Genomic DNA, 18445 nt, shown 5'->3' with positions numbered 1-18445 from the left:
TCCCTTTTGCAGGCTCACGCTTCCGTTTTCCGCTCCGGGGTGACGGCAACGCCCGTTCCCATCGCCATATTGGGAGATACGGCGGCCAGACGCCAGCCCTCCTTCGCATGGCGGTTCTGCGCCGGCTCCATCTCCCGGACCATGAGGGTCAAAACCGGATGCTCGTACAGATTGCGCGCTTCCTATCATTTGGTATCGAGAAGGGGTCACGCCCCCTTGCCCAGGCGGATGCACTCCAGGCTGTAGGTCACCTGCATCGCCCCCCAGACCAGCAGCAGGACGAAGACGGGCAGGAGGCTCATTTCAAATACCATGCTCAGGACGACCAGAACCAGCCACAGCCCCAGGCACAGGCGGTTGGCGGTCATATAGGCCCGGTAGCAGGCCTGACCGATCTGGCGGCGCTCCGACTCGTCGCAGCTGTCCAGCCATTTCTTCTGGAACTTGGCGTCGTAGACGCTGCCGTGCTTTTCCGGGTTCATCCTCCGCTCCAGGTCCACCGTCTTCTGCTGAGTGAACACCACCAGGCCGCAGGAGAACAGGAACACGCCCACATGAGTCAGGGCGCTGACTTCCCCGTCCAGGTAGTAGGCGCAGAAGGCGGCCAGGAAAAACAGGTTCAGCAGAAGCTGCACGGCGCTGAGGAGCAGCGCCCAGCTCAGGGAGACGTCGATGGCCGCGGAGGTCTCGTCCTCGTCCCCGCCGCCCCAGGCGGCGAACTTCTTCGCGGCGGAGCGGTAAAGGAGGAAACAGGCCCCCAGGGTCAGCACGGAGGTGACGGGAATGCCCCAGGGGGTGACGGCCCTGAGCACGGCGCTGAGCCCGTCCGCCAGGGCGGCGGCTTCCAGGCCGAAGATCCGGCTGCACCCGATGACAAAGCCCAGGACTCCGCCGCCCAAGAGGCTCAGGGCCATGGTGCCGAAAAACCTGGGCAGGGCCTTCCGGTTCTCGCTTTTCTCGTTGGATTTCTTATTCATGGGATTCGTCCTCCTGATAGGTAAAAATGTCCTCCACCTGCACGCCGCAGATCTTCGCCAGCTTCAGCGCCAGCGTCACCGAGGGGGAATAATCCCCCCGCTCAATCTGGCTGACGGTCTGCCGGGAGACCCCCGCCAGACGCCCCAGCTCCTGCTGGTTTACCCCCAGACGGGCCCGGTGCTCTTTCAGCCGGTTGTACAGGGGCATGGCGATACCTCCTTTCTTCTGACAAGGCGAGTTGTCGAATTGACAAGTATCATTGTCAAAGTAAGGATAGCACTGACAAGGAAAGTTGTCAAGAGGAAAAATAAAAATTCCCACGTGCGGACGCGTGGGAGAGTCCAAAAAACGGGCGGACCCACGGGTCCGCCCGTTTTCTGAAAGTGCCGGGGCTCCGGAAAGCGGGACCGCCGGTCAGGGGTCCCGCCATTTTTTCGCGGGGATGTTCCGGGCCCGCAGACGGGCCTTGACAAAGTCCCGGAAGAGGGCGTACAGCACCGAGCAGAGAGGGATGAAAAACAGCATCCCGGCAATGCCCATCAGTTTGCCGCCCAGGGTCACGGCCGCCAGCACCCAGATGGAGGGCAGGCCCACCGACGACCCCACTACATGGGGGTAAATCAGGTTTCCCTCAATCTGCTGGAGGACCAGAAAGAGCACCACGAAGCCCGCCGCCTGGAGGGGGCTGGTGACAGCGATGAGCAGCGCGCCCACCACGCAGCCGATGAAGGCCCCCACCACGGGAATCAGAGCCGTCAGGGCAATGAGGACCCCCACCAGCAGGGCGTAGGGCAGCCGGAAGACGGTCATGGAGGCGACGAACAGCGTGCCCAGGATCACCGCCTCCACGCACTGGCCGGAGAGGAAGCTGGAGAAGGTGCGCCCGGCCAGACGAAGGACCTCCAGGGCTTTGTCCGCCCAGGCGGCGGGGAGGAGGGCATAGAGCGCCTGGCGGCCCTGGCGGCTGAGACGCTCCTTTTGCAGGAGAACATAGAAGGAGAAGATCAGGCCGATGACAAAGGTGCTGACGCCGCTGACCACCCCGGCCATCAGCACGCCGCCGGAGGACACCAGCCCGCCGCCCCAGTCCCGGACCAGGGTGATGGCCTTCTCCGAGAGGGCCTTCCAGTCAAACTGGAGGTCCGCCGCCAGGGTTTCCAGCTGGGGGAGCCAGGTCTCCAGGGCGGAGAGCTGCGCCTGCATCCGCTGGAAGGCGGCGGGAAGCTGGCTGGTGATGGAGCGGACCGCGTCTCCGACGCCGGGGCTGATGACACAGACCGCCAGGGTCATCACGCCGGTCATGGCCGCCAGGGTCAGCGCCAGGGCCAGGGGGCGGCGGAGGGCCTTCCAGCGCCGGCCGCGGGGGAGCTGGGCCTCAATGGCCCGCATGGGGACGTTCAGGATGAAGGCAATGGCCCCGCCCAGCAGGAAGGGAGACAGAGTCCCCAGCACCCAGCGCAGGGCCCCGGCCAGGGCGGGGAGGTTTTGCAGGGCGCAGTAGAAGGCCACGCCGCCGCAGACCACCGCCAGGCGCTGCTTAATTTGTTCCCGGTTCCAGTCCATGGCTCAGCCCCGGCGGCAGCGCTCCGCCGCCTCCAGATAGCCCTGGGCGGAGCGGCGGTTGGAGGCGATCTCCTTCTCCGTCAGGGAGCGGACCACCTTGGCGGGGCTGCCCAGAATCATGGACCCGGCGGGGGCGTTCATCTTCCCCGTCACCAGAGCCCCGGCGCCCACGACGCAGTCGTCCCCGATGACCGCGCCGTTGAGGACGACGGCCCCCATGCCGATGAGCACGTTGTCCCCCACGGTGCAGCCGTGGACAATGGCCCCGTGGCCGATGGTGCAGCCCGCGCCCACGCGGGTCTCCTCATGAAGGACAGCGCAGTCCTGAATGTTGGTGTCCTCGCCTACGGTGATGGCGCCGTCGTCTCCGCGGAGAACGGCGTTGTACCAGACGCTCACGCCCCGGCCCAGGGTCACGTCGCCGCTGACCTTCGCGCCGTCGCAGATCAGGACGTTTTCGTCCGTCTCTCTCAGTTGATATGCCATACGTTTTTTCCTCATTTCTCGTGCGCCCGCCTCCCGCAGGGCGGCTCCGGGGCCGCTTTCCAGGGCCGGAGACGCCGGAGGGGAGGCCGCGTTATGTGATTTGCGGGGGTCAGAATCCGGGAGCGAAATTCCCGTCCACGAAGATGGGGACCTCCTCCCCCTCCCGGGTGGTTCCCACAATGGAGAGGTCCGGCGTGCCCACCATAAAATCCACGTGGGTGATGGAGTCGTTGAGCCCCCGGGCCTTCAGCTCGTCCTTGGTCATGGTCTGGCCGCCCTCCAGGCAGGGATAGGCCTCGCCGAAGGCGATGTGGCAGGCGGCGTTCTCGTCGAAGAGGGTGTTGTAGAACAGGAGGTTCTGGTTGGAGATGGGACTGTCGTAGGGGACCAGGGCCGCCTCGCCGAAGTAGGACGCGCCCTCGTCCACGGAGATGGCGGCCCGGAGGGTTTCCTCTCCCTGGCGGGCGTGAGACTCCACAATCCGGCCCTCCCGCACCACGAAGTGGAAGCCGTCGATGACGTTGCCGTCGTGGACCAGGGGCATGGAGGAGTAGACCACGCCGTTGGCCCCGGTTTTCAGGGGGGAGGTGAAAATCTCCTCCGTGGGCATGTTGGCGATATAGCTCCGGCCCGAGAGGGTGCGGTCCCCGCCGCTCTCCCAGACGTGGCCCTCCGGCAGCTCCACGGTGAGGTCCGTGCCCAGGGCGTTTTGGTAGTGAAGGGTCTTGAGGCGCAGGGCGTTCAGCTTCTCCAGCCGGGCGTCCAGAGTGGCCAGATGCTCCCGCCAGCGCTCCACCGCGCGGCCGTCGCCGGTGACCCGGACGGCCTTTAAAATCGCGTCCCACAGGGCGGCGACGGCCTCCTCCTCCCCCTTGTCCGGGAAGACCCGCCGGGCCCAGGAGGGGATGGGAATGGAGGCGATGCACCAGGGGAAGCCGCCGCACATCTGAAGCCGGTCAAAGTCCTTAAGGGCCTTTCCGCTGGCCCGCTGGGCCCGGATGATCCGGTCCGAGGACACGCCCCTGAGATTCTCCGGGTCCGTGGCGGAGATGGCCAGGTAGGCCGTGCCCTCCAGGGCCTGGTCGTTGAAAAAATGCCGCCGCCAGAGGGGCACGGCGTCAAAGACCTCCTCCGCGGCGTGGAGGTACTTCATGCGGGTCATGGCGTCGTCGGTCCAGTTCATGACAACCTCCGAACAGCCGGCGCCGTAAGCCTCCGCCCCGCAGAGGCGGGCGAAGGGGGCGCACTCCACCGGGGAGGAAATCACCATCCGCTGGCCGGGATAGGGGTTCAGGCCCACCTGGACCAGGAGACGGGCGTATTCGCGCAGTTTGTCTTCCATTTTATGGGTTCATCCTTTCCGTTGGTATGGGGATATAATGTGCCATTGTAGAACATTTCCGCGGGGAAGTAAAGGCAAAGCCGCCGGGATTCAAAATTCGTTCATGATTTTTCCGGGAGGCGGGCGGCGGAAAAAACCGGAGAGGGCGGTCCCTCTCCGGTTTTCAGGCGGCCGGGGCCGTCAGGCGGGATGGGCGGCGGTTTCCCGGTCCAGACGGAACAAAAGCGTCAGGCACCACAGGCCCGCGAGGCCCACCAGAGCGTAAATGATACGGGAAAACACCGAGAGCTGGCCGCCGAAGAGCCAGGCCACCGTGTCAAAGCCGAAAAGGCCGATACCGCCCCAGTTCAGCGCGCCGATGACCGCCAGCAAGACGGCAATCTTGTCAAGCATTTGCGTTACCTCCTGTTCAGTTTGAGATAACCCATAGATTGCCCGTTTTCGACGGATTTAGCCCAGAGAAAAATTTCCATAAAAGATGGCTCAGACCTCCGCCGCCTCCCCGGGGACCAGGAAGTAGAGCACCCGGCGGACCACCGGCTTTCCCAGCACCCGGGCCAGGGCCAGACTGTAGGCCTCCAGCTGGGGGCGGTACTGTTCCGAGCGGAGGCGGATATCCTCCGGCGTGCGGACGCGGTCGGTTTTGAAGTCCACGACGGTCAGGCCCCCCTCCGTCTCAAAGCAGCAGTCCGCCACGCCCTGGAGGAGGATGGAGTCCTCCTCCGAGGCCTGGGTATCGTACGCCTGGGCGGGGACCAGGAGGGTGAAGCGGTATTCCCGGAGGGGCTTGCGCCCCGCCGCCTCCGCCGCCCGCAGCTCCGCCGCCAGGGGGGAGGCCAGAAAGCGCCGGAGGGCGGCGGCGTCCACCGCCTGGGCCTGGGAATGGGTGAGAAAGCCCGCGTCCTCCAGGGCGGCGATCTGGACGGAGACGTCCGGACCGCCGTAGTCCAGGTGCTGGAGGACCAGATGGGTGGCGGTGCCCTGCTCCGCCGGGGTGAGGAGGGCGCCGGTCTTCTGGCGGAACTTGGGCTGGGAGAGGGGGCGGAGGTAGGGGGTGTGGGCGGCGTTCTCCGCGATCTCCTGGTCCAGGGGGCGGCCCTTGAGCTGGGTGGCCGTCAGCTTGGCGGGGAGGGCGCTCTCCCGCTGGTGGGGGTAGACAAAGGAGAGAAGGGCCGGGTCAAAGGGGAGGGCGGCGGCGTCCTCCTCCCCCGCCTGGGGAAGGAGGGGGAGGGGAGGCGCGTCCTGAAACTCGCCGCTGTCGTGGAGGAAAATCCGCCAGGGCGCGCCGGAACAGGAGGCCGGCGGAACCTCCGCCCCGGCCAGACGGCGGAGGGGCTCCGCCTCCGGGCGGCAGAGGAGGGGCAGCAGCAGCCATTCCCCGAAGGTGCGGCAGGCGGCCACGGTCTCCGGCGGCACGGGGCAGGCGGCGGAGGCCGCCAGGCGCTGGAGGCGGGTCTCCGCAAAGTAAAGGGAGTGGACCAGGATGAGCTTTTCCTTGGGGCGGGTCATGGCCACGTAGAGGACCCGCTGCTCCTCCGCCAGATTCTCCCGGCGGAGGGTCTCCTCAATGGCGGTGCGGGCCAGGGTGTCGTAGCGGATCTTCCGCTTCAGGTCCACCAGACGGGGACCCAGGCCCATGGTGGGATGGACCAGGACGGGCGTGTCAAAGTCCTGGCGGGAGAAGGCGTGGTCCAGGTCCGCCAGGATGACGATGGGGAACTCCAGCCCCTTGGAGCGGTGGATGCTCATCAGCCGGACGCCCCCGGCGGTGGGGGAGGCGGCGGCGGGGGCCTTTCCCGCCTCCCGCAGGCGGCGGAGCTGGGTGACGAAGGGGAAGAGGCCCCGGCAGCCCCCGCTCTCCAGCTTCTCCGCCTGGCGGGCCAGGGAGATGAGATTCTCCCGCCGCTCCAGGCCCCGGTCCATGGCGCCGAAGAGGCCCAGGAGGTTCAGCGTGTTGTAGATGTGCCAGAGGAGGCGGTGGACGCTCATGTCCCGGGCGGCCAGGCGGAAGGCGCCCAGCGTCTCCAGAAAGGCGGCGCAGTCCTCCGCGTCCGAGGCGGCCACGGCGTCGTAATAATCCCCGTCGGGGGCGGCGGCGCGAATCTGGGCCAGCCGGTCCGGCGTGAAGCCGAAGACCGGGGAGCGGAGAACGGAGATCAGGGGCACGTCCTGCCGGGGATTGTCGATCAGCTCCAGCAGGGCCACGGCGGTGGAGACCTCCATAGCGTCAAAGAAGCCGGCGTCCTCCTGGAAGGAGTGGGGAATGTTCCGCTCCGCCAGGGCGGCGGAGAAGGCCTCCGTCCGGCTGCCGGGGGAGCGCATGAGGATGACGATATCCTCCGGCTTGCAGGGGCGGAGAGTCCCGTCGGGGCCCGTGACGGGATAACCGCCGTCCAGCAGCTCCTGAATGCGGCGGGCGGTGAAGCGGGCCTCCGCCGTCAGCTTCTTCACCGGGCGGGGGTCCTCCGCCGACCGCTGCCGGGCGGTGATGAGGTGAAACTCCGTGTCGCAGTCCATCCGGGGCGGGTAGTACTCCGCGCCGAAGTGAAGGGCGGCGTCCCCGTCGTAGTCCAGGTCCCCCATCTCGGGGGAGAGGATGCTGGAGAAGACGAAGTTGGCGGCGTCCAGAATCTCCCGGCGGGAGCGGAAATTTTGGGAGAGGACGATCTTGCGGTCCTCCCCCTCCCCGGCCTCGGTGTGGGGCCGGAAGGCGGCGTACTTGCGCAGGAAGATGGTGGGGTCCGCCAGGCGGAAGCGATAGATGCTCTGCTTCACGTCCCCCACGGTGAAGAGGTTTTTCCCCTCCCGGGAGACCGCCCGGAAGATGGCGTTTTGGACCTCGTTGGTGTCCTGATACTCGTCCACCAGAATCTCCGTATACCGGGCGGAGACCTGCTCCCCCAGCTCCGTGGGCGGCCCGTCGGGGCGGACCAGAAGGGTCAGGGCCAGATGCTCCTGATCGGAGAAGTCCGCGGCGTTCAGCCGGAGCTTTTCCGCCCGGAAGACGGCGGAGAACGCCGCCGTCAGGTCCAGCAGGGCCAGCATGGCGGGGGCCACGGTCCGAAGGTCCTCCTCCGCCTCCTCCCCGGTGACGTCCAGCCAGAGGCGAAGGGGCTTCAAGGCGTCCTTGGCCCCCTCCCAAATCCGCTTCAGGGAGACCACCAGGGGGTCCTCCTTCCGGCCCTTGGGGGTGGTGAGGCGGGGAAAGGCGACGGCGTCCGCCCGCTCCCGGGCGCGGGCCCAGTCCGCCGACTGGCTCAGGGCGAGGAAGTCCCGGGCGGCGGCCAGGAATTTCGCGCCGTAGCCGCTCTCCAGGGCGGGATCGCCCTCCGTCCGCTCCGCGCCCTGGCGGAGCTGGTCCGCCCAGTGGGCGGCCCGGCGGCGGATGGAGGTCAGAAGGGCCTGGGCGTAGGGCGTGCCGTCAAAGCTGGGGGCGGGAGACGCCCAGGCGGCCCGGCTCTGGCGCAGCCACTGCTCCGGGGAAGCGTGGCTCTGGAGCTTGTCATGGAGGTCCAGCACCAGCTCCACCAGGGCGGCGTCGTCCCGTCCCTCCCCCAGGGTGTCCGCCAGCTGGAGGCCGCCGGGGGGAGGATTCTCGTAAAAATCCGAGAGGGCCCGGTCCAGGCAGCGGCGGCGGATCAGGGCGGCCTCGCCCTCGTCCAGGACCCGGAAGTCCGGGGTCAGGGCGTGGCGGTCCCCCTCCCGGGACAGGAGGTGGGTATTCTCCCGGAGGAGGGCGGTGCAGAAGGCGTCCACCGTCTTAATGTCCGCCTGATAGACCCGGAGGAGCTGGCGGCGGAGGTGGAGGTTTCCGGGGTCCTCCCCTACGCGGCGGCTGAGCTCGGCGGCAATCTTGCCGCGCAATTCCGCCGCGGCGGCCCGGGTGTAGGTGATGATGAGAAAATCGTCCACATTGCAGCGCTCCTCCGTCACGTAGCGGAAGAGCCGGTCCACCAGGACCCGGGTCTTGCCGGACCCGGCGGCGGCGGAGACCAGGAGACTGCCGCCCCGGTTTTCCACGGCGGCGCGCTGCTGGGGGGTGAGGATTACGGGCATGGATGCTTGCCTCCTTCCGTCTCCAGATCGCGCCAGAATTCCTCCGGCTTAACGGGGACGATGTAGTTCAGATGGTCGCCGTCCCGCCCGGCCTGGAAGTGGCAGGCGGAGGCCCACTGGCAGTAGCGGCAGGGGCTGTCCTCCTCGGAGCGGCAGCAGGGGTCCGCGTCAATGTTGCCCTGGCGAATCTCCCGGGCGATGTCGTGCAGCAGCGTCTCCACATATTGACCCAGCTTCCCCAGCTGGGCGGCGGAGGCCAGACTGCCGGAGAGGCTGCCGTCCCGGCTGACCCGGAGGGGGAGATAGCGGGGCTCGGTGAGGGCGTCGTGCTCCATGGCCTGGAGCACCTTCGGCTCCGCCAGGAGGAGGCCGGAGCGGCGGAGCTGCTTTTCCCGCTCCGCCTGGAGCTTCTCCGGCGGGATGTTCCGCTGGGCTGGGAGAAAGCCGTCCCTGGCGGGAAGGTAGAGGACGCCGGCGGGCTCGATCTCCTGGCCGAAGCGGGCCGCGCCGGTCTTCTGGAGGGTGAAGAGGTAGAGGAGCATCTGAATGTCCAGGCCCATGCGGACCGCCGAGAGGTCAAAGGACCGGCGGCCCGTCTTGTAATCCACCACCCGGAGGAAGAGCTTCCCGTCTTTCAGCCAGCCGTCCACCCGGTCCACCTTGCCCCCCACCCGAAGCTCCCCGTCGGGCTCGGAGATCACCACGGCGGGCAGGTCCTTCTCCGGCCCGTCGCCAAAGGACAGCTCGAAGGCCAGGGGGACAAAGTCGGAGCAGCGAAGCTCCTCCGCCGCCTGGTCCACCACGGCGAGGGCCTTGTCCTGAAGGCGGGCGAAGAGGTGGCGGAAGCGGGCGCCGCGGGCGGCGAGGTTGGGGAGCTCCGTTTCGATGTACCGGCCGATGTGCCGGCGGACCAGGGCGTGAAGCTCCTCCTCCCCCACCTGGGCGAAGCCCCCCAGGGCCAGCACGTCCCGGGTGACGCGCTCCAGGAGGTAGTGCAGGAAGGTGCCCACCTGGGACGCGTCAAAGGCGGCGGGCGTCCTGGGCCGGGCCCGGAGGCCGTACTGCATGAAATAGGAGAAGTGGCAGGAGCGGATGCGCTCCAGCCGGGAGGCGGTCATGGAGGCGCTGGCCCCGTACAGGGCCCGGACGGACCCGGGAGAGAGAGAGCCCCGGGTCTGGGCGGCGGCCCGCTCCATGGCGGAGAGCCGGGGGGCAAAGCGCGAATCCCCGGCAAGAAGCCGCCAGAGAGGCCCGCCGGGAACGGCGGACTCCAGCGCCGGCAGGGGGGCCGTGAGCCGGAAGGGCCGCCCGGGGGGCTCCCGCTCCGCCCGGAGGGCGGGGAACAGGGTCAAAAGCCGGTCCACCACAAAGGCGGGACGCAGCTCCGCGCCGGAGACGTCGGCGGCGGGATAGCTGACGGTGAGGCCCTCCGTGGGCTGGGCCAGGGCGGCGTAGAGATTCTGGAGCTCGATGGTCATCTGCTCCATGCCGGAGGGGGCCAGCTCCACGCCCAGACGGGCCAGCTCCTCCCGGTCGTCCCCGCTGAGGATGCCGCCGCCCTGGCCGGGGGAGGGGAGAACATGGTCGTTGGTCCCCAGGAGAAAGAGGTACTTGGCGGCGTGGCGGTCGTTCCGGGCCACGCCGGAGACCTGGACCTGGTCCAGGGCCACGGGAATGGTGCCCACGCTGTACTGCGCCAGCACCTGGCGGAGAAGGCGGGTGAACTCCTCCGCGTCCATGGGCTCGTCCCCCAGAATCTCCATGAACTGATCCAGCACGCCGCAGAGGATTTCCCAGAGCTGGGCGGTCTCCTCCGCCTCCTGAAGGCGGCCCGCCTCCGCCTGGGCGTGCAGCTGGAGCTCCAGCGCCTGCTGGAGGCCCAGCTCCTCCAAAAAGCAGTAGAGGGCGTCCACCTTCTCCCCGGCGGTCTCGCCGGTTTTCAGACCCTCCGCCAGACGGGAGAGGGGACCTTGAATCCGGCGGCGCAGGGCGTTGACCCGGTCCAGGCGGGTCTGGCGGGCGGCGGTCCAGGACTCGCCGTAGCCGTCCGGGTTCTCCGTCCAGTCCACGTCCCGCAGCCACATGCCGCCGTGTACCTCCCACTTGAGCACGTAGTTTTCCAGCTCGTCGCACTCCTCCGGCGTCAGGCCGGAGAGGCCCGTCTTCAGCCAGCGGAACATATCGTCGTACTCATAGCCGCCGGAGACCGACGCCAGCACCCCGGTGAGAAGGCTGAGCACCGGCTTTTCCAGAATGTCGCTGCGGCGGCTGAGGTAGGCGGGGACGCCGTAGCGCTCGAACACCGTCTCGATGACGGCTTCGTAATCCTCCATGTTCCGGGCGGCCACCGTGATCTCCCGGCAGCGGCACTTCCCCTCCGCCAGCAGGCGGCGGATGGCGGCGGCGGTCTGCTCCACCTCGGAGAAGACCGTGTCCGCCCGGAGAAGCCGGATCTGGGGGACGGGGTCCGGGAAGGGGCGGGTCTCGCCGAAAAAGCAGCGCTCCAGATGGTCCAGGGGAGAGCCGCCGGTGCTTTTGAGCACCTCCACCTCCACGGCGGAGCCCTCCCGCTCCGCCAGACGGCGCAGACGGTCCAGGGTGCGGAGGGAGGCTTCGAAAATCTCCTCTTTGGAGTTGGGTTCCCCCAGGAGGGTGACGGTGACGGAGTGGGCCTGCCGGAGGAGGATGGAGAGGCAGCGGCGCTCCTGGGCGGTGAAGTAGGTGAAGCCGTCGATATAGACGTCCTTGCCCAGGGCGTACTCCGCGCCCTCCAGAGAGTCGCAGAGCCTGGTCATGCGGTCCCGGGCGTCCAGGCCGGGACGGCGGAGGCGGGCTTCGTAGGCCGCGTAGAGCAAACTCAGGTCCCGGAGCTTGTCCTTCGTGGCTCCGGCGGTCTCCTGGGCGCGCTGGTACAGGGTCTCGGGGGAGACCTCGTAACAGCGCAGCTCGTCAAACAGGTCCAGCAGCTGGCGGAGGAAGGCGGACTTCCGGGAGGGACGGCGGTACACCGTCAGCTCCGGGGCCACCTCCAAAAGGGCCTTTTCCAGGGTGAGGAGCTTGCCTCCGGCGTCCAGCGCCACCTGGGACGCGCCGCCGGTGACGCTGAGCACCCGGTCCGCCAGGCGGCGGAAGCTCAGCACCTCCGCCTGGGCGCCCAGGGCCCCGCCGCAGGCGCGGCACAGGTCCACCTCCGCCTGGTGGGAGGCGTGCTCCGGCACCAGGAGCATCTGGCTCCGGAGGGACGCGCGCTCCGCCGCCCGGCGGAGCACGGTGCGGGATTTGCCGGTTTTCGCCCGGCCGGTCAGTATGGTCAACACGAGATGAGCCCTCCTTGGGGAACGTAGTTGAATTCCATTATAGCACGAAAGGGGGCGATTTTCCGGCGGGAGAAAAAATTTTTTTCCGGCGGGTGCACGGCGGCGTGCAACTCCTGGGGAGGGACCGGGGGATACATGGGAGGAGATGAAGCGATGAAGTGGAGAAAGCGGGAGCGGGACTTCTGCGGGGCGTATCTTTCCGCCATGGACCCGGTCCGGGCGGCGGAGGCGTGCGGCTGCGAGGACGGCTTCGCCATGCTGGAGCGGCCCAGGGTCCGGGGAGACCTGGAGCGGATGCGGGGGGCCGCGGCGGCGGAGCTGCGGCGGGAGGACGTGCTGCGGCGGCTGGCCCAGATCGCCTTCGGCCGGGCCAACGACGCGGTGCGCCTGGCCCTGAGCCGGGGAGAGGTGGACCCGGAGGGACTGGACCTGTCCGCCCTGGCGGAGCTGAAGGTGACGGACAAGGGAGGCGTGGAGGTGAAGCTGGCGGACCGGACCCGGGCCCTGGAGACGCTGTGCGGACTGCTGGAGGACGGCGGGGGCGCGGGGGCCGAGGAGCTTTACCGGGCCCTGGAGAACGCCGCCGGGCAGCTGGGAGAGGCGGACTATGGCGGGTAAGGAACTGCGCTTTTCCCCCAAGCAGATACGGCTTTTGACCTGGTGGCGGGACCCGAGGTGGGAGGCCGTGATCTGCGACGGGGCGGTGCGGAGCGGAAAGACCTTCGCCATGGGGCTGGGCTTCTTCCTGTGGGCCCAGGCGGAGTTCGACGGGCGGCAGTTCGGCCTTTGCGGGAAGACCATCGTGTCTTTGCGGCGCAATCTGCTGGCGGAGCTGGTCCCCTGCCTGAAACGGCTGGGAATGGAGGTCCGGGAGCGGCGGGGGGAAAACCTGCTGGCCGTGCGCTTCCGGGGGCACGAGAACCGCTTTTTGCTCTTCGGCGGGCGGGACGAGTCCAGCGCGGCGCTGATTCAGGGCAGCACCCTGGCGGGGGTGCTGCTGGACGAGGCGGCGCTGATGCCCCGGTCCTTCGTGGAACAGGCGGCGGCCCGGTGCAGCGTGCCGGGAAGCCGGCTGTGGTTCAACTGCAATCCGGAGGGGCCGGACCACTGGTTTTACCGGGAGTGGATTTTGAAGGCGGAGGAGCGGCGGGCTTTGCGGCTGCGCTTTGCCATGGAGGACAACCCCGCGCTGACGGAACGTATCCGGGCGCGCTACCGGAGAAATTACTCCGGGGCCTTCTACCGGCGGTTCGTGCTGGGAGAGTGGACCGCGGCGGAGGGGCGGGTCTATGACTTCTTTGACCCGGAACGGGATGCGGCGGCCCGGCCGGAGGGAGACTTCTCCGCCTGGAGAATCTCGGCGGACTATGGGACGGTGAACCCCGCGTCCTTCGGGCTGTGGGGCCGGAAGGACGGCGTGTGGTACCGGGTGGAGGAATTTTACTACGACTCCCGCAAGGCGGGACGGCAAAGAACCGACGCGGAGTACGCCGGGGACCTGGAGCGCCTGGCGGGGGGGCGGGAGATTCAGCGGGTGATCGTGGACCCCTCCGCCGCCAGCTTCATGGAGACCTTGCGGCGGCGGGGGTTCCGGGTGGTCCGGGCGGACAACGGCGTGACGGACGGACTGCGGGTGACGGCGGATTTGCTGCGGCAGGGGCGGATTGCCATCTGCCAAAACTGCCGGGACTGCCTGCGGGAAATCGCCTCCTACCGCTGGGAGGAGGGGGGAGAGCGGGACGCGCCCCGGAAACGGGACGACCACGCCATGGACGACATGCGCTATTTCGCCATGGACCTGGCGGAGGACCGGGGCGGCGCGGACTTCGCGGCGCTGACGGTGGAGCGGGGCTCCGGCGGCATTTGGGGAAGGAGACGAGAGCTGTGAAACGGGGAAAAAAGCGGATGACGGAGACGGCGGCGCGGCCGGCGGCGGTGCAGCTGCGCCGGTGGGAACGCCACCCCTTCGGCGCGCTGGGAGAGTACGTGCCGCTGGGAAACGGGGAGACGCGGCTCTACCGGGCGGTGCGGGAGGCCGTGCCGGTGGTGGACGCGGCCATTTACAAGCTGATTCGCATGACGGGGGGACTGACGGTCTCTTGCGAGGACCCGGGGGCGGAGCGGGAGCTGGGGGAATTCCTCCGCACCGTGCCGGCGGGGCGGGGACAGTTTGGGCTGAACGCGTTTTTGGACTGCTATCTGGACTCGCTGCTGACCTGCGGCAGGGCGGTGGGGGAGATCGTGCCGGGCATGGGGAACCGGGACATTGCGGCCCTTTTGTGCGGCCGGGTGGAGGACATCGAAATCCGGGAGGGGACGAGCCCCCTGGACTTCGCCGTCTGGGGCCCCGGCCGGGACGGACGGATGGAGAGGCTGCCCTATCAGGACCTGATTCTCTTCACGCCGCTGAACCCGGAGGCGGAACACCCTTACGGCGTGTCCCTCCTGCGGTCCCTGCCCTTCCTGGCGGACATCCTGATGAAAATCTACAACACCATCGGGGTCAACTGGGAGCGCTGCGGCAACGTGCGCTTCGCCGTCACCTGCCCGGGAGGCGAGGGGGCCGGACAGCGGGGACAGATGCTGGCGGAGGAGTGGTCCCGGGCCATGCGGGAGACCCGGGGCGGTAGCGTGCGGGACTTCGTGGCCGCCGGGGACGTGAACATCCGGGTCATCGGCGCCGACGCGCCGGTGCTGGACAGCCAGGCGCCGGTGCGCCAGATTCTGGAGCAGCTGGTGGCCAAGACCGGCATCCCGCCCTTCATGCTGGGACTGAACTGGAGCTCCACCGAGCGGATGAGCGCCCAGCAGGCGGACATGCTGACCACCGAGATCACCGCCCTGCGGCGGACCCTGACGCCGGCCGCGGAGCGCATCTGCCGGCTGTGGCTGCGGATGCACGGGTTTGCCTGCGGCTTTCGGGTGGTCTGGGACGACATCAACCTCCAGGACCAGGTGGAGGAAGCGAGGGCGGAGCTCTACCGGGAGCAGGCCCGGCGGCTGAAAACCGATGCCGCCGGCGGCGGAGACGAGACGAAAGGAGACGGATATGGATATGGAGGACTGGAAGGGTGTGGAGGCCGCGGCGGAGGACCTGGCGCTGATTAACCGGCTTTCCAAGACGGAGCTGGGGGCGGAGCAGGTCTACGTCTTCACGGTGCGGCTGTGCGACAACGAGGTGGACCGGGACTTCGAGCGCTTTGACAGCGAGGCTTTGGAGCGGCTGGGAGAGCTGCTGGTGGGCAGGAGCGGCCTCTTTGACCACCAGTGGAGCGCCCGGGGACAGGCCGCCCGGCTCTATAAGACCGAGGTGGTCCGGGAGCCGGCGGCGCGGACGGAGGCCGGAGACGAGTACCGCTGGCTGAAGGGCTGGGCCTATCTCCTGCGGACGGAGCGGAACGCGGACCTCATCGCCGAGATCGAGGGGGGCATCAAAAAGGAGGTCAGCGTGGGCTGCGGCGCGGGAAGGAGCGTGTGCTCCATCTGCGGCGCGGAGGACGGCGGCTGCGGGCACGTGCGGGGACAGGTTTACGACGGGAAGCTGTGCTTTCGGGAGCTGCGGGACGTGACGGACGCCTATGAGTGGTCCTTCGTGGCGGTGCCCGCCCAGAGGCGGGCGGGCGTCCTCAAGCGCTTTGGACAGGAGCGGGAGGGGGAGCGGACGCTGCGCAAGGAGGCGGAGCTGGGACGCAAGTACCTCAAGGAGCTGCGGCGGGAGGTGGTCCGGCTGGCCATGCTGGCGGAGGACGGGACGGACGGCGCCGTCTTCGCCCGGGCGGCGGAGCGGCTGGAGGAGCCGGAGCTGCTGGAGCTGCGGCGGGCCTTTGAGACCCGGGCGGCCAAGCGCTTCCCCGCGCCGGTGCAGCTGCGGCCCCGGGACGGCGGAGAGGCGGAGGACGCGGCGGCGTTCCGGGTGTGAGAAGACGGGAAACGGAATTGATGAAGGAGGAAAGACGTATGAGCTATCATTTTGAGAACGTGCGGCTGGAAAAGGGTATGTACGGCAGAAGCGGCACCAGCTTCACCCGGACGCTGGAGGAGCTGGACCCCGGCGAGCGCTATCGCGGGACACCCCTGGAGGGGCTGGACGCCTTCCAACGGCAGCTTAAGCGCTTTGACATCCACGTCAAGGGGGCGGACAGCGACCCGGTGGAGAAGTTCTTCCACACCACGGAATCCTCGGTGCTGTTTCCGGAGTTTGTGTCCCGGGTGGTGCGGCAGGGACTGGAGGAGGAGGGCATCCTCCCCCACATCACGGCCACGGTGACCCGGTTTGACGGCATGGATTACCGCTCCATTGCCTCCGTACCCACGGAGGAGGAGAAAACCCTCCTCCGGGTGGAGGAGGGCGGGGTGATCCCCGAGACCTCCGTGCGGACCCAGGAGAATCTGGTGAAGCTCCACAAGCGGGGGAGAATGCTGGTGGCGTCCTATGAGGCCATCCGCTTCCAGAGGCTGGACCTCTTCTCCGTGACGCTGCGGCAGATCGGCGCGTACATCGGGCGGATGCACTTGCAGGACGCCATCCAGGTCCTGACGGAGGGAGACGGCAACGAGAACCCGGCGGAGTGCGTGACGGCGGGGAGCGGACTGACCTATGACGCGCTGCTGGACTTCTGGAGCCGGTTCGACCCCTATGCCATGAACACGCTGCTGGTGGGCGGCGACACCATGCTGAAGCTGCTGAAGCTCCGGGAGTTCCAAAACCCCATGACGGGACTGAACTTCCAGGGAACGGGCACCCTGTCCACCCCGCTGGGGGCCAAGCTGCTGCGGACCTCCGCTATGCCGGCGGGCACCCTCATCGGCCTGGACCGGAACTACGCCCTGGAGCAGATCGTCGGCGGCGAGGTGACGGTGGAGTACGACAAGCTCATCGACCGGCAGCTGGAGCGGGCGGCCATCACCTCCATCTCCGGCTTCGCCAAGCTGTTTACCGGCGCGTCCAAGGTGCTGAAGCTGGGCGCGGAGAGCGCCTGAGGAGGTGAGGCTGTGGAGGAGCGGATTTTGAAGCTGGCTATGGCCGCCGCAGGGGCCGGAGAGGCGGAGCGGACGCTGCTGGAGCCCCTCTGCGCCGCCGCCATGGCCCTTTGGCGGGGCCGCCTCCGGGAGGGGACGGCAGAGGAGGACTGCGGCGAGGCTTTCCTTTGCGCCGCCGCCTTCACCGCCGCGGCGGGCCTGACGGCGGGCGGGGAGGGCGTGGAGTCCTTCTCCGCCGGGGATGTGTCCGTAAAGCTCCGGAGCGGTGGAGCGGAGAGCCGGGCGGAGCGCCTGCACCGGACGGCGGCGGAGCTGATGGAGCCCTTCGTCCGGGCGGGGGACCTTTGGGTGCGGGAGGTTTTGGGATGACGCGCTGGGTGGAGGAAATCCTCCGGCGGTACGGGCAGGAGGTCACGGTGGAGCGCGGGGGAGAGACGAAGACCGTCCGGGCCTTTTTGCAGCCGGTGAGAGCGGGGGACGAGGCTGCGGGAGAACCGGGGGCCGCCGGCTGGCTGGACGGGCGGCGGTGGCTCTATCTGGGGCAAAGGGCGGTGGAAGCCGGGGACACGGTGCTTTGGAAGGGACGGCGCTTCCGTGTCCGGGGCGGACGGCCCCACTACATCGGCGCGGGATTGAGCCACTGGCGGGCCGTGCTGGAACGGGCGAGGGAGACGGAATGAGGGAACTGAGACAGATGCGGGACGCGGTGATCCGCGCCCTGGAGGCCGGAGGACTGGCGGCGGAGGCCGCCTTCCCCGCCAAGTGGACGGCGGAGCGGAAGACGCCCCTGGCCTCCGTGGCGGTGGACACCGCCGGGGAGCGGGCCGTGGGGCTGTGCGGATACCTGGGGGAGGCCCGGGACCCGGCGGGCGGCGTCCGGGAGGTCTACGGCAAGCGGCTGGAGGGCGTGATCTCCGTGGACGTCCGGGCGGAGCGGGCCGCAGACTGCCAGCGGGGCTGCGAGACGGCGGCGGCGGTGCTGCTGGGGGGGCTGCCGGAGGGCATACGGCCGGGAGAGCTCCGGTGGGAGGGCCTGGCCTGGGAGCGGGAGACGGAGCTCTTCCTGCGGCGGGGCAGGCTTCGGTGCGAGGCGCTGTTTCTGGCGGAGAGCGAGGACGGGGGAGCGGTTTTCCTGGATTTTGTGTTGAAAGGGGTTTTGCGTGATGAACGGCATTCATGAGCGGCCGGGGGTGTACTCGGTCTACGACGCGTCCACCGTGGCGCCGGCGGGCGGGGCCGTCAAGGCCATCGGCGTGGCGGCCCGGGCGGCCGGGGGCGCCGTGGACAAGCCGGTGACGGTGACGGGTTATGCCGCCGGGGCGGCGGCCTTCGGCGAGGACGAGACGCCGGGGATGAGCACCATCCTGCGGCTGCTGTTCGCGGGGGGCGCGTCCGTGGTGACGGCGGTCCGGGTGGCGGACGAGGGCGCGGCGGAGGATTACCGGCGAGCCTTCGAGACGCTGGGGAAGGAGGATGTGCAGATCCTGGTCTGCGACAGCGGCGAGGAGGAGGTCCACCGGGCCCTCCGGGCGGCGGTGGAGGAGGCCTCCGCCCTGCGGCATGAGCGAATCGCGGTGGCGGGCTGCTCCGGGGCGGACCCGGAGGAGCTGGTGCGCCGGGCGGGGGAGCTGAACTGTGAGCGGGTGGTGCTGGTGGGTCCCGACGTGCTGGACAAGATCGGAAGAGCACACGTCTGAACTCCAGTCACATTACTCGATCTCGT

17 protein-coding genes are annotated in these 18445 nt (G+C 68.6%); 8 read left to right on the top strand and 9 right to left on the bottom strand.

Annotation, left to right across the window (positions count from 1 at the left end; all coding sequences use genetic code 11):
• Positions 1–14 precede the first annotated feature (14 nt).
• The 9 genes from QZ329_RS09985 to QZ329_RS09945 all read right to left on the bottom strand — a co-directional run bounded on the left by QZ329_RS09985 (position 15) and on the right by QZ329_RS09945 (position 11742).
• A complete protein-coding gene (locus QZ329_RS09985; protein WP_295751937.1) occupies positions 15–152 on the bottom strand; it encodes a hypothetical protein in 138 nt (45 codons plus the stop codon).
• 54 nt (positions 153–206) lie between these two features.
• Positions 207–977, bottom strand: a complete 771-nt coding sequence (locus QZ329_RS09980; RefSeq protein WP_295751935.1) for a DUF3169 family protein — start codon at positions 975–977, stop codon at positions 207–209.
• Positions 970–1185, bottom strand: coding sequence for a helix-turn-helix transcriptional regulator (locus QZ329_RS09975; RefSeq protein WP_295751933.1), 216 nt, complete (start codon positions 1183–1185; stop codon positions 970–972). The genes QZ329_RS09980 and QZ329_RS09975 overlap by 8 nt, the downstream gene beginning before the upstream one ends.
• A gap of 207 nt (positions 1186–1392) precedes the next feature.
• Positions 1393–2541 carry an AI-2E family transporter gene (locus QZ329_RS09970; protein WP_295751930.1) on the bottom strand — a complete coding sequence of 383 codons (1149 nt, stop codon included), beginning with the start codon at positions 2539–2541 and terminating at the stop codon, positions 1393–1395.
• Positions 2542–2544: 3 nt separating this feature from the next.
• Entirely contained in the window at positions 2545–3027 is a 483-nt protein-coding gene (locus QZ329_RS09965) for a gamma carbonic anhydrase family protein (RefSeq protein WP_295751927.1), read from the bottom strand.
• A gap of 109 nt (positions 3028–3136) precedes the next feature.
• Entirely contained in the window at positions 3137–4369 is a 1233-nt protein-coding gene (locus QZ329_RS09960) for an aminopeptidase (protein ID WP_295751923.1), read from the bottom strand.
• A gap of 180 nt (positions 4370–4549) precedes the next feature.
• A complete protein-coding gene (locus tag QZ329_RS09955; protein WP_295751920.1) occupies positions 4550–4762 on the bottom strand; it encodes a DUF378 domain-containing protein in 213 nt (70 codons plus the stop codon).
• Positions 4763–4852: 90 nt separating this feature from the next.
• The gene (gene addA, locus QZ329_RS09950) at positions 4853–8425 is read right to left on the bottom strand and encodes a helicase-exonuclease AddAB subunit AddA (protein WP_295751916.1); all 3573 of its coding nucleotides are present in this window, start codon (positions 8423–8425) and stop codon (positions 4853–4855) included.
• Positions 8416–11742, bottom strand: a complete 3327-nt coding sequence (locus QZ329_RS09945; RefSeq protein WP_295751913.1) for a PD-(D/E)XK nuclease family protein — start codon at positions 11740–11742, stop codon at positions 8416–8418. Before QZ329_RS09945 ends, addA begins: the two co-directional genes overlap by 10 nt.
• 153 nt (positions 11743–11895) lie before the next feature.
• Here QZ329_RS09945 and QZ329_RS09940 point away from each other — a divergent pair, with 153 nt between their 5' ends.
• Genes QZ329_RS09940 through QZ329_RS09905 form a run of 8 tightly spaced genes read left to right on the top strand, consistent with a single transcriptional unit; the run spans position 11896 to position 17902 of the window.
• Positions 11896–12360, top strand: a complete 465-nt coding sequence (locus QZ329_RS09940; RefSeq protein ID WP_295751910.1) for a terminase small subunit — start codon at positions 11896–11898, stop codon at positions 12358–12360.
• Positions 12350–13630, top strand: a complete 1281-nt coding sequence (locus tag QZ329_RS09935) for a PBSX family phage terminase large subunit (RefSeq protein WP_295751907.1) — start codon at positions 12350–12352, stop codon at positions 13628–13630. Before QZ329_RS09940 ends, QZ329_RS09935 begins: the two co-directional genes overlap by 11 nt.
• A complete protein-coding gene (locus QZ329_RS09930) occupies positions 13627–14850 on the top strand; it encodes a serine/threonine protein phosphatase (RefSeq protein WP_295751904.1) in 1224 nt (407 codons plus the stop codon). The genes QZ329_RS09935 and QZ329_RS09930 overlap by 4 nt, the downstream gene beginning before the upstream one ends.
• Complete coding sequence (locus tag QZ329_RS09925) at positions 14798–15661, top strand: hypothetical protein (RefSeq protein WP_295751901.1); 864 nt, start codon at positions 14798–14800, stop codon at positions 15659–15661. Before QZ329_RS09930 ends, QZ329_RS09925 begins: the two co-directional genes overlap by 53 nt.
• A gap of 38 nt (positions 15662–15699) precedes the next feature.
• A complete protein-coding gene (locus tag QZ329_RS09920; RefSeq protein ID WP_295751898.1) occupies positions 15700–16722 on the top strand; it encodes a phage major capsid protein in 1023 nt (340 codons plus the stop codon).
• Positions 16723–16734: 12 nt separating this feature from the next.
• Complete coding sequence (locus QZ329_RS09915; protein ID WP_295751895.1) at positions 16735–17091, top strand: hypothetical protein; 357 nt, start codon at positions 16735–16737, stop codon at positions 17089–17091.
• Complete coding sequence (locus tag QZ329_RS09910) at positions 17088–17402, top strand: hypothetical protein (RefSeq protein WP_295751892.1); 315 nt, start codon at positions 17088–17090, stop codon at positions 17400–17402. The genes QZ329_RS09915 and QZ329_RS09910 overlap by 4 nt, the downstream gene beginning before the upstream one ends.
• Positions 17399–17902 (top strand): hypothetical protein, encoded by a 504-nt coding sequence (locus QZ329_RS09905; protein WP_295751889.1) that lies wholly within the window; start codon positions 17399–17401, stop codon positions 17900–17902. Before QZ329_RS09910 ends, QZ329_RS09905 begins: the two co-directional genes overlap by 4 nt.
• Positions 17903–18445: the final 543 nt, after the last annotated feature.

Origin of the sequence: uncultured Oscillibacter sp., from assembly GCF_910579365.1 — a bacterium.
In the GTDB taxonomy this organism is placed as follows: domain Bacteria; phylum Bacillota; class Clostridia; order Oscillospirales; family Oscillospiraceae; genus Oscillibacter.
This window is presented reverse-complemented; position numbering and strand designations above follow the sequence as displayed.

Coding starts and splice junctions, on each gene's coding strand:
- QZ329_RS09980 (WP_295751935.1), bottom strand. CDS start 977: ATGAATAAGAAATCCAACGAGAAAAGCGAGAACCGGAAGGCCCTGCCC.
- QZ329_RS09975 (WP_295751933.1), bottom strand. CDS start 1,185: ATGCCCCTGTACAACCGGCTGAAAGAGCACCGGGCCCGTCTGGGGGTA.
- QZ329_RS09970 (WP_295751930.1), bottom strand. CDS start 2,541: ATGGACTGGAACCGGGAACAAATTAAGCAGCGCCTGGCGGTGGTCTGC.
- QZ329_RS09965 (WP_295751927.1), bottom strand. CDS start 3,027: ATGGCATATCAACTGAGAGAGACGGACGAAAACGTCCTGATCTGCGAC.
- QZ329_RS09960 (WP_295751923.1), bottom strand. CDS start 4,369: ATGGAAGACAAACTGCGCGAATACGCCCGTCTCCTGGTCCAGGTGGGC.
- QZ329_RS09955 (WP_295751920.1), bottom strand. CDS start 4,762: ATGCTTGACAAGATTGCCGTCTTGCTGGCGGTCATCGGCGCGCTGAAC.
- addA (WP_295751916.1), bottom strand. CDS start 8,425: ATGCCCGTAATCCTCACCCCCCAGCAGCGCGCCGCCGTGGAAAACCGG.
- QZ329_RS09940 (WP_295751910.1), top strand. CDS start 11,896: ATGAAGTGGAGAAAGCGGGAGCGGGACTTCTGCGGGGCGTATCTTTCC.
- QZ329_RS09935 (WP_295751907.1), top strand. CDS start 12,350: ATGGCGGGTAAGGAACTGCGCTTTTCCCCCAAGCAGATACGGCTTTTG.
- QZ329_RS09925 (WP_295751901.1), top strand. CDS start 14,798: ATGGAGGACTGGAAGGGTGTGGAGGCCGCGGCGGAGGACCTGGCGCTG.
- QZ329_RS09920 (WP_295751898.1), top strand. CDS start 15,700: ATGAGCTATCATTTTGAGAACGTGCGGCTGGAAAAGGGTATGTACGGC.
- QZ329_RS09910 (WP_295751892.1), top strand. CDS start 17,088: ATGACGCGCTGGGTGGAGGAAATCCTCCGGCGGTACGGGCAGGAGGTC.
- QZ329_RS09905 (WP_295751889.1), top strand. CDS start 17,399: ATGAGGGAACTGAGACAGATGCGGGACGCGGTGATCCGCGCCCTGGAG.